Raw genomic sequence first — 13536 nt, 5'->3', positions numbered from 1 at the left:
CCCTCGCGCTGTGCGCGTACGGTGCGGCCGCCGCTCCCGGGGCCCGCGGGGTCAGAACAGACGCAGCTTGTCGTCCTCGATGCCACGCAGCGCGTCGTAGTCCAGGACGACGCAGCCGATACCGCGGTCGGTGGCCAGCACCCGCGCCTGCGGCTTGATCTCCTGTGCCGCGAAGATGCCCTTCACCGGCGCCAAGTGCGGGTCACGGTTGAGGAGTTCGAGATAGCGGGTGAGCTGCTCGACTCCGTCGATCTCACCACGCCGCTTGATCTCGACGGCGACGGTCTGGTTGTCGGCGTCCCGGCACAAGATATCCACCGGGCCGATGGCAGTGGGGTATTCACGCCGAATCAGCGAGTATCCCTCGCCCAAGGTTTCGATCCGGTCCGCCAGCAGCTCCTGGAGGTGCGCCTCCACCCCGTCCTTGATGAGCCCCGGGTCGACGCCGAGCTCGTGCGAGGAGTCGTGCATGACCTCCTCGAGGGTGATGATCAGCTTCTCGCCGCCCTTGTTCTCGACGGTCCACACCTCACCGTCGCCCTCCTTGAGAGTGCAGGGCGGCGACATCCAGTTGAGGGGTTTGTAGGCCCGGTCGTCCGCGTGAATGGAGACGGAGCCGTCCGCCTTCACCAGGATGAGGCGAGGGGCCGAGGGGAGATGGGCGGTGAGCCGGCCCGCGTAGTCCACGGAGCAGCGGGCGATGACGAGACGCATGGGGCGAAACGCTACTCGACCGGAGGCCCCCCACGCGATTCGCCCTGGATCACTGTGCCTTTACGGGGGAAATCCCCGCACCCCCGGCGCTCACCAATGGCCGGTTGTATGTGCAATCTCCTGGTGCGGGCCCCTTGCGCGGCATACCGTTACAGCGGGGGGTTGTGAATCGAACACGCTCCGTCGCAATGCCCCCAGTCCCGTCCCTAGGCCCCGTCCGTCCCGGCGGGTCCGCGAGAGGAGAACCTCATGTCGCTCGACGTCTCACCGGCCCTCCTCGAACAGGCCGAGCGAGGCGAGGTCGACGAAGCCGCATTTGTCGACTGCGTCCGGACCTCCCTGCCCTATGCATGGGGGATGATCAGCTCTCTGGTGGCCCAGCTGAAGGTGGACGGCGGAGAGTTCGCCGACAACCAGACGCCGCCGCCGGACGAGCAGGCGCGCGGCCAGCTGCTGCGCGCGCTGGCGAGTGACGCCATCCGTGGTTCCCTTGAGCGCCACTTCGGTGTGCGGCTCGCCTTTCAGAACTGCCACCGTGTCGCGGTTTTCCCGCTCGACCCGGTGGTGGACGACCGCCTGGCCCGCTTCACCTCCATACGGGGTCAGCTGCTGAACCAGTCGCCCGAACTCCGCGACTGCTGAACGACGTTGCTGCCGCTGCGCACTCGGTGGTGACCCGCACCGTGCCGGTGCGCCAGCGGCAGCACCACTTACAGCAGGGCGACCGTTCCCCCGTGCCGCTCTCTCGTACGGCGCCAACGCACCGGCGCATCGCAGGCATCGCCACCGTCACCCGCCCACGGCCTCCGTATGCCGTCCGCCGTACCGGGCCCGGTCACTGCAACTGCGACAGCACCTCCGTGCCCAGCCGGCGGACGTTCTCCTCCGTCGCCGCAAGGTCGCCGGAGCCCTCGACGAGCAGCGCGAAGCGGGTGATGCCCGTACGCTCCGAGGTCGCCGCCAGCCGGTCCGCGCACCACTGCGGCGGACCGACGGGGTGCAGCCCGCACAGCAACTCCGTATAGGCCTGCGGATCGCGCATCGTGCGGTAGCGGCCGTCGACCGTCACATGGGCGCCCAGCCCCTGCCGCAGCCAGCCGGGCATCGCCTTCGTCAGGGTCTCCCGCGCGGCCTCGCGGTCGTCGGCGATCTGCACCACGCCGGCCGAGACATGCCCGGCCGCGGCCACCTCGTCGCCGTCCAGCCCGGCCTCCCGCGCGGCCGCCCGCCACAGCGCGACCATCTCCGCCTTCTCCTCGTCGCCGCAGTGCATGCCCAGCAGCATGGGCAGCCCGCGCGCGGCCGCCGTGCGCACCGACGAGGGGGAGGTGCAGGCGACGACGACCGGCGGGCCCGGAGGGCCGGCTCCCGGATCGTCCGGATCGGTCAGCGCCTCGGCCGGACGCGGTACCACCGCCACTTCGCGGAACGTATAGCGCTCGCCCTGCGCGCCGACCCGGGGCTCCCGCAGCCAGCGCATCAGCAGATCGAGCGATTCCGGGAAGCCGTGGTCATACGCTTCGAGTCCGGAACCGAACACCTCCAGATCGACCCAGGGGCCGCCCCGGCCGACGCCGAGCGTGAACCGCCCGTCGGAGGTGAGATGCAGCAGCGCCGCCTGTTCACCGAGTGCCACCGGATGCTGGGTCGGCAGCACGCTCACCGCCGTCCCGACGCCGATCCTGCGGGTCCGGCCCAGCAGCAGCCCGGCCAGCGTCGCCGCGTTCGGGCAGACGCCATAGGGTACGAAGTGGTGTTCCGCCAGCCAGACATCGTCGAGTCCGGCCTCCTCCGCGACCTCCGCGGAGCGCACCGCGCGGTGCAGTGCTTCCCCCTGTCCCTGACCGGGGAATTGAGCGGCCAGGATGAAAGCCCCAACGCGCATCGCTCTCTGCCTCCTCGCAGCCGACGCGACTCCCCCTTACAGGCAACAACGTGTGACACGTGCCAAGGGCACGGCCTGATGCGAAATTTCCCGATGATCGCAGAATCCTGCCGAGCGGCGTCCACCCCTGACCGCGCCGCGTACGCTGGTGACAGCCCGTGACTCCGTACATAGCCGAGGTGTTCTGTGTCCCCGCGCCGAAACCGCCAGCACGGCGGTGCGAAGCCCATCGACCGCACGGGCGGTGACCCCTACGGCCGGATGGGGGCGCCTCCCGGCAGCGGCGGCTGGGAGACCACCGAGGAGTGGCGCGGCGAGGACTGGGTCGTGCGGCACGTCGGGGGCGGCGGCGCGGCCAAGCGCTACCGCTGCCCCGGCTGCGACCAGGAGATTCCGCCCGGGGTCCCGCATGTGGTCGCCTGGCCGCAGCACGGTGACGTCGACGACCGCCGGCACTGGCACAAGGCGTGCTGGAACGCACGAAACCGCCGGAGCGCGCGGCTCCAGCGGTCCCGTAACGCGCCTCGTTACTAGGGCGGATACTCCCTTTCGGGGCTCACGGCGACGTCCCGGCCGCTCCTCGGTGCCTCGGGGGCGCCAGGGAGCGGCCGGACCGTCTCAGACGTCGCGCTTGTTGATGACCGCGTAGGCGGCACCGAGGGTGACGGCCGTCAGGCCCGTGACGATCAACAGGGGGTCCCAGCCGGACGGGCCGGAGTTGATGAGGCTGCTGCTGAACATCACGCCGAGCTGGCTGGGGAGCGCGTACTCCAGCAGCCAGATCTGGATGTCCTTGAGGCTCTCCGCCTGCATGAAGATCGCCAGCACCAACGGCAGCAGATAGACGCCGATCATGAGCGTGATCGCGCCCGCGGAGTGCCGCAGCAGGGCGCCGACGGCCAGCGAGAGCAGCCCGATCATGGCGACGAAGAGGCTCACCCCGACCGTGGCCTTGAACCAGTCCCCGCCGGTCGGTTCGTTCTTGATCTGCAGGCCGCTGACCATGGAGTACTGCGCGAGGGCCACCACGGTCGTGGTCACCAGGGCGAGGACGAAGCTCAGGACGAAGAAGACGATCGCCTTGGCGGTCAGGATCCGGGCGCGGGCCGGGCAGGCCGTGAGGGTGGTGCGGACCATTCCGGTGCCGTACTCGGAGGAGATCACCAGCACGCCCAGGGTGATCAGGGGGATCAGGCCCATCATCATCCCGAAGGTGCCGTAGCTCAGGGGGGAGTCGGGGCCGAGCGTGTCGCTGTGCCCGGCGACGACCGAGCCCGTCAGCAGGCCGATGCCCACCGTCAGGAGGATCATCACGCCCGCCGTCCAGAGCGTCGACTGCACGGAGCGGATCTTCGTCCACTCGGAGAGCAGCGCATGGCCGAGGTGGGTGGGGCGCACCGGGATGGGCGAGACATAGCCGCCCGGTCCGCCGGCGTAGGCCTGCTGGGGGTGCGGCTGGGCGGGAGGCTGGGGGGCCTGGCCCTGAACCTGGCCCTGGGGGGCCGGTGCCTGAACCGGTGCCGGTGCCTGCCCCTGGGCCGGTGCCTGGGCCTGGGCCTGGAGCATCATCGTGCCCGCGTCCTTGCCCGGTCCGTGCGCGGCCAGCGGCTGCGGCACGGGCGGCTGCTGGGCCTGCTGGGCCTGCGGAGCCTGCTGGGCCTGGAGCGTCATGGTGCCCGCCTCTTGGGCCGGTGCGGGCCGGCCGGGTGCCTGCTGGGCCTGGAGCATCATCGTGCCCGCTTCCTTGGCCGGTGCGGGCTGCCCGGGTGCCTGCTGGGCCTGGAGCATCATCGTGCCGGCCTCCTTGGCGGGCGCGTGCTGCTGCGGCGCCGGCTGCTGCGCGGGCTGCTCCGGACCGGTGGGCTGTGCCTGGGCCGGGGTGCCCTGCTGCTGCGGTGCGGGGCCCTGCGGGGCGGGGGGCGGCATCGGGGGCGCGGCCGGCATCGGCTGCTGCTGCGCGCCGGTGTCGTGGGGTCCGCGCTCAGGCTGCGGCTGGGGCTGCGGCTGCTGAGGGCTGGTCATCGGGCGTCCTCGTGGTGCGGCGTGGGCTGGGCGGCGGGGGCGGCGGGCGGCATGGGCGCGGCGGGCTGTTGCCCGTACGGGTGAGGTGCGCCGTAAGACTCGGGTCCCCCGTACGGGTGGCCTTGCGCCTGCGCCGGCGGCGGATAGCCCGGCCCCGGAGCCGCCCCGGCCGCCTGCTGGGCGTACGGATCCTGCTGGGCGTACGGGTTTTGCTGCCCCTGGCCGGGAACGCCGGCCGGTGCCTGGCCCGGCTGCCCGGCCGGGTATCCGGGTCCGCCCGCGAACCCCTGCGGTGCGGCGCCCTGCGGCGCGTACCCGGCGGGGGCACCCTGCAGACCGGCCCGCTGGTCGTGCGTCGAGCGGTAGTCCACGGCGCCCTGCGTCAGCTGCATATACGCCTCTTCCAGCGACGCCTGGTGCGGCGACAGCTCCCACAGCCGGACCCCGGCCAGGTGCGCGACATCGCTGATACGGGGGAGCGGCAGCCCGGTCACCCGCAGCGCGCCGTCCGGCTCGGGTACGACCTGCCCGCCGGCCTCACCGATCGCGGCGGTCAGCTTCTCGGGCTGTTCCGGCTCGGTGTCGGGCGTGCGCACCTTGGCGAAATCAGCGGAGTTGGCCGAGATGAAGTCCTTGACCGGCATGTCCGCCATCAGCTGCCCACGGCCGATCACGATCAAGTGCTCGGCGGTCAGGGCCATTTCGCTCATCAGATGCGAGGAGACGAAGACCGTACGGCCCTCGGCTGCCAGCTGCTTCATCAGATTGCGCACCCACAGGATGCCTTCGGGGTCGAGGCCGTTGACCGGCTCGTCGAAGAGCAGTACCTGCGGATCGCCGAGCAGCGCCGCGGCGATGCCCAGCCGCTGGCCCATACCGAGCGAGAAGCCCTTGGAGCGCCGCCCCGCGACGTCCTGCAGACCGACCACCCCCAGCACCTCGTCGACCCGGCGGGCGGGAATACCGGACAGCTGGGCGAGCGAGAGCAGATGCTGGCGCGCGCTGCGGCCGCCGTGCACGGCCTTGGCATCGAGCAGCGCGCCCACCTGGCGCGGAGCGTTGGAGAGGCTGCGGAAGGGGTGGCCGGCGATGGTGGCCCGCCCCGAGGTCGGTGCGTCCAGGCCCAGAATCATGCGCATGGTGGTCGACTTACCGGAGCCGTTGGGCCCCAGGAAGCCGGTCACCGTGCCCGGCCTTACCTGGAACGACAGGTTGTACACGGCCGTCTTGGCGCCGTAGCGCTTCGTCAGGCCGACTGCCTCGATCAATTCTCCGCCCCTCGCGAGATCGTCGGGGCAGAGGCGCCCTCGTGCCCCCGTGAGGGTTAGGAGGCTATCCGGCCGTTGACGGTTCCCGTCAATTCCTCATGCTCCCGACTGCCCCGCCGGGCCCCGGATTTGCCGTCTTGCGGCCCGGCGGCCCGGCGGCCCGGCGGCCCGGCGGCCCGGCCGCCCGGCGGCTTGGCGACTGTGGGGCTTGCCGGCTACCCGCCCGGCGCCCTCCACCAGGCGCGATCGTTATGCGTCGCGCCTTTTGAGGAGTACGAACCCGCCGATGAGTGCCGCGGCCGTCCAGGCGATCATGATTCCCAGCCCGCCCCACGGGCCGTACGGCACATCGCTGTTGGCGGGCGTCACCACTTGCATGATCTTTGAACCCGCCTGGTCCGGCAGAAAGCGGCCGATTTTCCGGGTCGCCGTGACATTTCCGAGAATATTGGAAATGAGGAAGAAGAACGGCATCAGAATGCCCAGCGAAAGCATCGGACTCCGCAGCATGGTGGCCACCGCCATCGAGAACAGCGCGATGAGCGTCATATAGAGCCCGCCGCCGATCACCGCGCGCAGCACACCCGGATCCCCGATATGCGCCCGGAGGTCGCCCAGCGCCGACTGCCCGGCGAAGAACGTCACAAAGCTGGTCACCAGGCCGACGACGAAGACCAGTGCGGTGGCCACCAGCAGCTTGCAGAACAGGAAGGTGCCGCGCTGCGGTACGGCGGCCAGCGAGGCGCGGATCATGCCGGTGCTGTACTCGTTCGACACCACCAGCACCCCGAAGACGATCATCGCCAGCTGGCCCAGCCCCATCCCGGCGAAGCTGATGTTGGTGGCGTCGAACGACAGCCGGGCCCTGGCCGGCATCGAGTTGAAGTCGCTGCTGGTCAGGCTGCAGATCACCACACCCAGCCCCACGGTGACCACGACGGCGACGCCCAGCGTCCACACCGTGGACCGCACCGACCTGATCTTGGTCCACTCCGACCGAATGACCTGCCCGACCGCCGCCATCCGTCAGCTCCTCTTCTTCTTCTGCCAGTTTGCGCCCCAGCCGGTCGGCTGCGGTTCGCCCGGCCGTGCCCCGGCCGGCTGCGGCTCTCCCGGGGGCCGCGCCGCCGGCGACCACCCGCCGGCCTGCGCCGGCACCGGTTCGCCGCCGTGTGCGTGGTACTCCACCGACTCCGCGGTCAGCTGCATGAACGCCTCCTCCAGGGAGGCCTGCTGAGGGCTCAGCTCATGGAGCACCAGCTGATGTGCCGCGGCCAGTTCGCCCAGCCGCTCCGCGGGCACCCCGTCGACCTCCAGCGAGCCGTTGCCGGCCGCCACCGCCTGCATGCCCTCGGTGTGCAGCAGGTCCAGCAGCTTCTCCTGCTCCGGGGAGCGCATCCGGACGTAGGACCGCGAGTTCTGGTGGATGAAGTCCTTCATCGAGGTGTCCGCCATCAGCCGGCCCTGCCCGATCACGATCAGGTGCTCGGCGGTCAGCGCCATCTCGCTCATCAGATGCGAGGAGACGAAAACGGTACGGCCCTGGGCCGCGAGGTTCTGCATGAGCGTGCGGATCCAGTGGATTCCCTCGGGGTCGAGGCCGTTGACCGGCTCGTCGAAGAGCAGCACCTGCGGATCGCCGAGCAGCGCGGCGGCGATGCCCAGCCGCTGGCTCATCCCGAGCGAGAACCCCTTCGTCCGCTTCTTGGCGACGGCGCTCAGCCCCACGGTGTCCAGCACCTCGCCGACCCGCCTGCGGGGGATGCCGTTGCTCTGCGCCAGACACAGCAGATGGTTGGCGGCGCTCCGGCCGCCGTGCACCGACTTCGCCTCCAGCAGCGCCCCGATGTACGTCAGCGGATCCTGCATCCGGCGGTAGTGCCTGCCGTTGATCCGGACCGTGCCCGACGTCGGGTTGTCCAGGTCGAGCATCATCCGCATGGTCGTCGACTTGCCCGCGCCGTTGGGGCCGAGGAAGCCGGTGACGATACCGGGCCGCACGGTGAAGGTGAGGTGGTCCACGGCGACCTTGTCGCCGTAATGCTTGGTCAGCCCCTCGAGCTCGATCATGTACAGCACGCTAGGCCCGCTCCGTGGCCCCGGCCACCGGTGCGGGGCCGCCCGGCTGACCCCCGTACGCACCGCGCCCCCGCACCACCACAGAGGCGGTACGGGGGCGCGCGACCGTTTCGGGACCTGCCTGGGGGCACCTCCCGGCGTCAGCCGGGGGAGTCAGCGGGTCTGCTGGGCGGGGACGCCGTGCGAGGCGGTCTCGTCGTCGCCGGGGGCGCCGGCCGCGGCCACCGCCGCACCGGTCAGCGTCGCCAGCATCTCGCGGACGTTGGTCAGCTGGGCGTTGATCGAGTCGCGGCGGTTGGTCAGCGCCGCCAGCTCGCGCTCGGATTCGCTGCGGATACGATCCGCCTTGGCGTTGGCGTCCGCCACGATGTCCTCGGCCTGGCGCTGCGCGGTCTCCACCGTCTGGCGGGCCCGGCGCTCCGCGTCCGTCCGCAGCTTCTCGGCCTCCAGGCGGAGCTGCTCGGCGCGGTGCTCGATCTCCGCGAGCCGCTTCTCGGCCTTGGCCTGACGCGAGGCCAGGTCACGCTCGGACTGCTCACGGCGCTTGGCGAGGTTGGTCTCGAAGTCCGCCGCGGCCTGCGCGGCCTTGGCCCGGGTCTCCTCGAAGAGGGAGTCCGCCTCCTCGCGCTTGGACTGCGCGTCCTTCTGCGCCTCGGCGCGCAGCGTCGCCGCCTCGCCCTTGGCCTTCTCGACGATCCGGGCGCCCTCGTCCTCCGCCTTCGCCTTCCGGTCGGTGGCGAACTGCTCGGCGTCGTTACGGACCTGCTGGGCGGCCGACTCGGCCAGCTCGCGGTGCTGCTCGGCGGCCCGGCGGGCCTCTTCACGGAGATCCTTCGCTTCCTCTTCGGCGAGGCGGAGGATCTTCTCCACGCGCGCACCGAGGCCCGCGTAAGACGGTTCGGCGTCATTGACCTGCGCCTGGGCGTTCTGCGTTTCGAGGTGCAGCTCCTCGATCCGCTTTTCCAGCGACGTGATGCGGGCCAGCGCGCTGTCGCGATCGGCGACGAGCTTCGTAATGCGGTCGTCCACCTGACCGCGGTCGTACCCACGCCGCACGAGCTCGAAGCCGAAGGGGGAGGAAGTGTCGCTCATGGGGTTCCTGTCGAAGAGACCGGTGAGGTGATAAGGAGAATCCTAGGGGCCATCACGGCGTGTCATCGAGTCATTGCGGGTTTGATCCGGAGAATGACCCCTCATTTGAGTGGCTACCCTTCAGACTGCTTGCCACTCGAACGAGTTGCCCCCGCGCCCGCGGCCGCCTTCACCCCGCCGCCCTTGCCTTCCCCGTTTCCGCCGGGTGTCTCGAACGACTCCAGGGCCTCCAGAACGTCCTGAACGCGGCTGATTTCGGTGTTGATGTCCTCGCGCCGCCGCACCAGGACCTCCAGCTCCCGCTTGCCCTCGTCCACGATCCGGGCGGCCTCGGCCTCGGCCTCGCCGCGCATCCGCTCCGCGTCGCGCACCGCCTCGGCCTTCTTGTTCTCGGCCTCCTTGATCAGGCCCTCGGCCTTCTTCACCGCCGAGATCCGGACCTTGCTCGCCTCGCTGTTGGCGTCCGCCACCATCCGGTCGGCCTTCTCCTCGGCCTCCACCTGCTGGGCGGTGGCCTGCGCGATGAGCTTGTCGACCCGTTCGCCGGCGTTCTTCATCGTCTCCGCGGACTCCCGGCGGGCCCGCTCGTGGAGCTCCTCCACCTCGGACTCGATCCGCCGGCGCAGCTCCTCGGCGCGCTCCCGGATGCCCGTGGCGTCGCCGCGGGCCTCTTCCAGCAGCGTGTTCGCGTCCGTACGGGCCTTCTCCACCCGGGCATTGCCGTCGGTCGTCGCCTCGTCGATGAGCCGGTCGGCCTCCTTGCGGGCCGCGCCGACCATCGTGTCGGCCTGCTCCTCGGCCGCGGTGGCGGCCTTCAGGGCCTCCTCCTGGGCCTTGGCGACCAACTGGTCCGCCTGCTCGGCCGCGTCCCCGCGGCGCTTGGCGGCGTCCTTGCGCGCCTCGTCGATGAGCCGGTCCGCCTCCTGCTGCGCCTGGGTACGGGTCCGCTCGGCCGCCGCCTCGGCGTCCTCCTTGACCTTCGCGGACTCGCTGCGGGTGCGGGTGGCGTGCTCCTGGGCGGCGGTGACCGTCTCGGCCGCCTCCGTGCGCAGCCGGTCCGCCTCCGCGGTGGCCGTCGCGACCATGCGGTCCGCCTGCTCGCGGGCATCGGCCCGGGTGCGGTCCGCGTCCCGTTCGGCGTCCGCGGTCGTCTCCGCCGCGTCCGTGCGCAGCCGCTCCGCCTCGGTCGCCGCCTCCGACATCAGCTGGTCGGCCTGCTCGGCGGCGTCCGAGCGGGTCTTGTTCGCCGCCTCGCGCGCCTGGTCGCCGGTGTGCTCGGCGTCGAGACGGGCCTTCTCCAGGGCCTCGGCCGCCTCCGTCCGCAGCCGCTCGGCCGTCTCGGTCGCCTCCGCCACCAGGGACTGCGCCTGCTGCTCGCCCTCGGCCCGCAGCCGCTCGGCGTTCTGCTGGGCCTCCTGGACCGTACGGTCCGCGTCGTCCTGCGCCGACGAGGTCAGCTCGGTCGCCTCGGTGACGATCCGTTCGGCCTCCGTGCGGGCCTCGGTGACCAGACGGTCGGCCTGCTCGGCGGCGTCCGAGCGCATCCGGTTCGCGTCGTTGCGCGCCTCCGCACGGGCCCGCGCCGCGTCCTGCTCGCCCGCGGCCAGCGCGTCCGAGGCGTCGGTGCGCAGCTGCTGTGCCTTCGCCGTGGCGTCCGCGACCAGCTTCTCGGCCTGCCCGGTCGCCTCCGACACCAGCCGGTCGGCCTGCTCGGCGGCCTCGGACCGCGCCGTATCGGCGTCCCGTCGCGCCGCGTCCAGGACACCGGCCGCCTCCGTACGGAGCGCGTCGGCCTCCTCGATGGCCTCGGAGACCGCCCGCTCCGCCAGGACCTTCGCGGCTTCCTGGGCCTCCTGGGCCTCCTGCCGCGCCCGTGCGGCGTCCTGCGAGGCGCGCTCCCGCTCCTCGTAGGCGTCCTTGCGGACCCGGTCCGCCTCGTCCTGCGCCTCGGCCTTGGTGCGCTCCGCGGCGTGCTCGGCCGCCGAACGCAGTCCGGCGATCTCCTCACCGGCCTGCTCGTGCAGCCCCGCGACCGCGTCCCGCACCTGCTGTGCGGTCTGCTCGGCCGCCGCCACCAACTCGCCCGCACGCCGGTCCGCTTCCTCGACCAGCCGCTCGGCTTCCTCCTGCGCCTCGCCCACCCGCGTACGGGCCGACGCCAGCAGCTCCTCGCTCTGCTCGCGGGCCGCGGTGCGCTCCTGGTGGGCCTCCTCGCGGGCCTCGCCCAGCAGCTGCTCGGCCTCCCGGCGCCGCCGCGCGGCCTCCTCCTGGGCCGCGGCCAGTGCCTGTGCCGCCTCCGCGCCGGTGCGCTCCGCGGCCGTCGCGGCCTCGGCACGCACCCGGTCCGCGGTCTCCTGCGCCTCCGACTTCAGCCGCTCCGCCTCGGCCGACGCCTCGCTGCGCAGCCGCGTCGCCACCGACTCGCCCTCGGCCCGGGCCGACGAGGCGTCGGACGCGGCCTCGTCGCGCAGCCGCTCGGCCTCCTCCTCGGCCTCCTGCTGCAGCGTCCGGCGCCGCTCCGCCGACTCCGCCTTGAGCCGGGCGGCGTCCTCCTGGGTCTCCCGGCGCAGCCGCTCCGCCTCTGCGCGGGCGTCGCGCAGCGTCCGCTCGGCGGCGGTGACCTTCTCCTCCGCCTCGCCGTGCAGGCGGTCCAGCTCGGCCTGTGCTTCGGTCCGCAGCTCCTTCGCGGCCTCTTCGGCCGCCGCGCGCAGCCGCGCGGCGGACTCCTCGGCCTCGGTGGTCACCATCTCCGCGGCCTGGGCGCCCTCGGTCAGCAGCTCCTCGCCCTCGGACCGGGCCCGCTCCAGCGCCTCTTCGGCCTGCTTGCGCAGCGCGGTGGCCCGCTCGATGGCCTCCGTCCGCACCCGCTCGCTCTCCGCGACGGCGCCCGAACGGGTCTCCTCGGCATCGGCCTTGGCCTTGCCCAGCAGCTCCTCGGCGGACCCGGCCGCCTCCTCGATCTGCTGGACCGCCTCCCGGCGGGCCTCGCTGCGGATCCGCTCGCCCTCGGCGACCGCGTCCGCGCGCAGCTGCTCGGCCTCGCCGCGCAGCCGCCGTGCCTCCTCCTGGAGTTCGGCGGTCTTGGCGCGGTACTCCTTGGTGTCGTCCTTCGCCGCGCCCTTGAGCTGGGCCGCGGTGTCATGCGCCTCTTCGCGCAGCCGGTCGGCCTCGGCCTCGGCCTCGCTGCGCAGCCGTTCGGCCTCCTCCGCGGCCGCCTTGGTGGTGGCCTTGGCGTCCTCCGAGGCCTTGTTCAGCACCTCCTCGGCGGTGCGGGCGGCCTTCGCCAGCTGGGCCGCGGCGTCCTCGGACGCCTTGGACCGGGCGGTCTCCTCCGCCTCGGCGATCAGCCGGTCGGCCTCCGTGCGGGCGTCCTCGCGCAGTTGCTCGGCCTCGGCCTTGAGCGCTTCGGCGTCCTTGGTGGCCTCGCCGACCAGCCGGGCGATCTCCGCCTTGGCCGTACGGGTGCGCTGCTCGTTGTCCGACTCGGCCGCCGTCAGCCGCTTGGTGGCGCTCTGCTGCGCCTCCTCGACCAGCTTCTCGGCCTCGGCGCGCGCCTCGCGCAGCGCCTTGTCCGCCTCCTGGACGCGGGCCTCGGCGGTACGGGTCAGCTCCGCGGCCTGGCGGCGGGCCTCCTCCGACTCGGTGCCGACGCTGGTCCGCAGCTGCTCGGCCTGATCGGTGGCCTCCTGGGCCTGGTTGGAGGCGGCGTTCAGCAGCCGCTCGGCGTCCGTACGGGCGCGGCGCAAAATGCTTTCCGCTTCGGTACGGGCCTCCTCGGCCGCGGTACCGAGCCGCTCACGGGCGCGTTCGGCCAGCCGCTGGGCCTCGTCCCGCGCGGCCGACAGTGCCTGCTCGGCCTCCCGGCGGGACTCCTCCATCAGCCGGCGGGCCTGCGACTCCGTCCGGGCACGCAGCTGTTCGGCCCAGGCGACGTTCTCGTTGACGTGAGACTCGACGGTCTGCCGGCGCTCGTTGAGCTCCTCGTCGAGCCGCTGGCGCCGGGTGACCGCCTCGGCGTGCAGCTCGGCCTCCAGCCGGGACTGCCGCTCCGCCTGCTCCTGCAGCAGCCGCTGGGTCTGCGCCCGGGCCTCGCGCAGCTCGCGCTCGGCGTCCGTACGCAGTTGGTCCGCCTGGATCTGCGCATTGCGCAGCATCTGCTCGGCCTGATGACTGACGTTGTCGTAGGCAGGACGGGTCGCGAGGTTGCGGCGCGCCTCATGCAGCTTGGCGCGCAGCACCTCGACCTGGTAGCCGAGGTCGTCGGCGTGCTGGACGGCCTTGTCCCGCTCGCTCTTCAGCCGCTCCATCTCGGCCTCGAACTGCGAGAGGTGGTCGTCAGCCTCGTAGCGGTCGTTGCCCCGCACTGCGCGGTCCCATCCGTCCCCTGGTCATGGTGGCGGCCGTCTCCGGTCCTGCGGCGCTCGTCCCGTACACGTCACGTCGTACCGGACTCGCACCCATCGGAGCTGACCCTTC

General features: G+C 72.2%; 10 protein-coding genes. 2 read left to right on the top strand and 8 right to left on the bottom strand.

Translation table 11 applies throughout. The features are described 5' to 3' along the window. Positions 1-51: 51 nt before the first annotated feature. Positions 52-714, bottom strand: coding sequence for an endonuclease NucS (nucS, locus tag D9V36_RS14615; protein ID WP_042148800.1), 663 nt, complete (start codon positions 712-714; stop codon positions 52-54). Between the two features lie 249 nt (positions 715-963). Here nucS and D9V36_RS14610 point away from each other — a divergent pair, with 249 nt between their 5' ends. Continuing rightward, complete coding sequence (locus D9V36_RS14610; protein WP_030080104.1) at positions 964-1356, top strand: SCO5389 family protein; 393 nt, start codon at positions 964-966, stop codon at positions 1354-1356. A gap of 193 nt (positions 1357-1549) precedes the next feature. Here the strand turns inward: D9V36_RS14610 and D9V36_RS14605 are convergent, their stop codons facing one another. Beyond that, on the bottom strand, positions 1550-2599 hold the full coding sequence (locus D9V36_RS14605) for an LLM class flavin-dependent oxidoreductase (RefSeq protein WP_129294165.1): 1050 nt from the start codon (positions 2597-2599) through the stop codon (positions 1550-1552). A gap of 186 nt (positions 2600-2785) precedes the next feature. Here D9V36_RS14605 and D9V36_RS14600 point away from each other — a divergent pair, with 186 nt between their 5' ends. Beyond that, the gene (locus tag D9V36_RS14600) at positions 2786-3133 is read left to right on the top strand and encodes an ATP/GTP-binding protein (RefSeq protein WP_129294164.1); all 348 of its coding nucleotides are present in this window, start codon (positions 2786-2788) and stop codon (positions 3131-3133) included. Between the two features lie 84 nt (positions 3134-3217). Here D9V36_RS14600 and D9V36_RS14595 read toward each other — a convergent pair whose 3' ends face one another. The 6 genes from D9V36_RS14595 to scy form a co-directional block, all read right to left on the bottom strand. Then, the gene (locus D9V36_RS14595; RefSeq protein WP_206739669.1) at positions 3218-4621 is read right to left on the bottom strand and encodes an ABC transporter permease subunit; all 1404 of its coding nucleotides are present in this window, start codon (positions 4619-4621) and stop codon (positions 3218-3220) included. After that, positions 4618-5889 (bottom strand): ABC transporter ATP-binding protein, encoded by a 1272-nt coding sequence (locus D9V36_RS14590; protein WP_129294163.1) that lies wholly within the window; start codon positions 5887-5889, stop codon positions 4618-4620. Before D9V36_RS14590 ends, D9V36_RS14595 begins: the two co-directional genes overlap by 4 nt. A gap of 249 nt (positions 5890-6138) precedes the next feature. Continuing rightward, positions 6139-6912, bottom strand: coding sequence for an ABC transporter permease (locus D9V36_RS14580; RefSeq protein ID WP_129294161.1), 774 nt, complete (start codon positions 6910-6912; stop codon positions 6139-6141). Between the two features lie 3 nt (positions 6913-6915). Next, positions 6916-7959, bottom strand: coding sequence for an ABC transporter ATP-binding protein (locus D9V36_RS14575; protein WP_129294160.1), 1044 nt, complete (start codon positions 7957-7959; stop codon positions 6916-6918). 162 nt (positions 7960-8121) lie between these two features. After that, positions 8122-9060, bottom strand: a complete 939-nt coding sequence (locus tag D9V36_RS14570) for a cellulose-binding protein (protein ID WP_129294159.1) — start codon at positions 9058-9060, stop codon at positions 8122-8124. Between the two features lie 113 nt (positions 9061-9173). Then, on the bottom strand, positions 9174-13424 hold the full coding sequence (gene scy / locus D9V36_RS14565; RefSeq protein ID WP_129294158.1) for a polarized growth protein Scy: 4251 nt from the start codon (positions 13422-13424) through the stop codon (positions 9174-9176). Between the last annotated feature and the right edge of the window lie 112 nt (positions 13425-13536).

This window comes from Streptomyces lydicus (genome assembly GCF_004125265.1).
Taxonomy (GTDB): Bacteria; Actinomycetota; Actinomycetes; order Streptomycetales; family Streptomycetaceae; genus Streptomyces; species Streptomyces lydicus_C.
The sequence above is the reverse complement of the archived record's forward strand: the minus strand, read 5'-3'. Positions and strand labels throughout refer to the sequence as shown.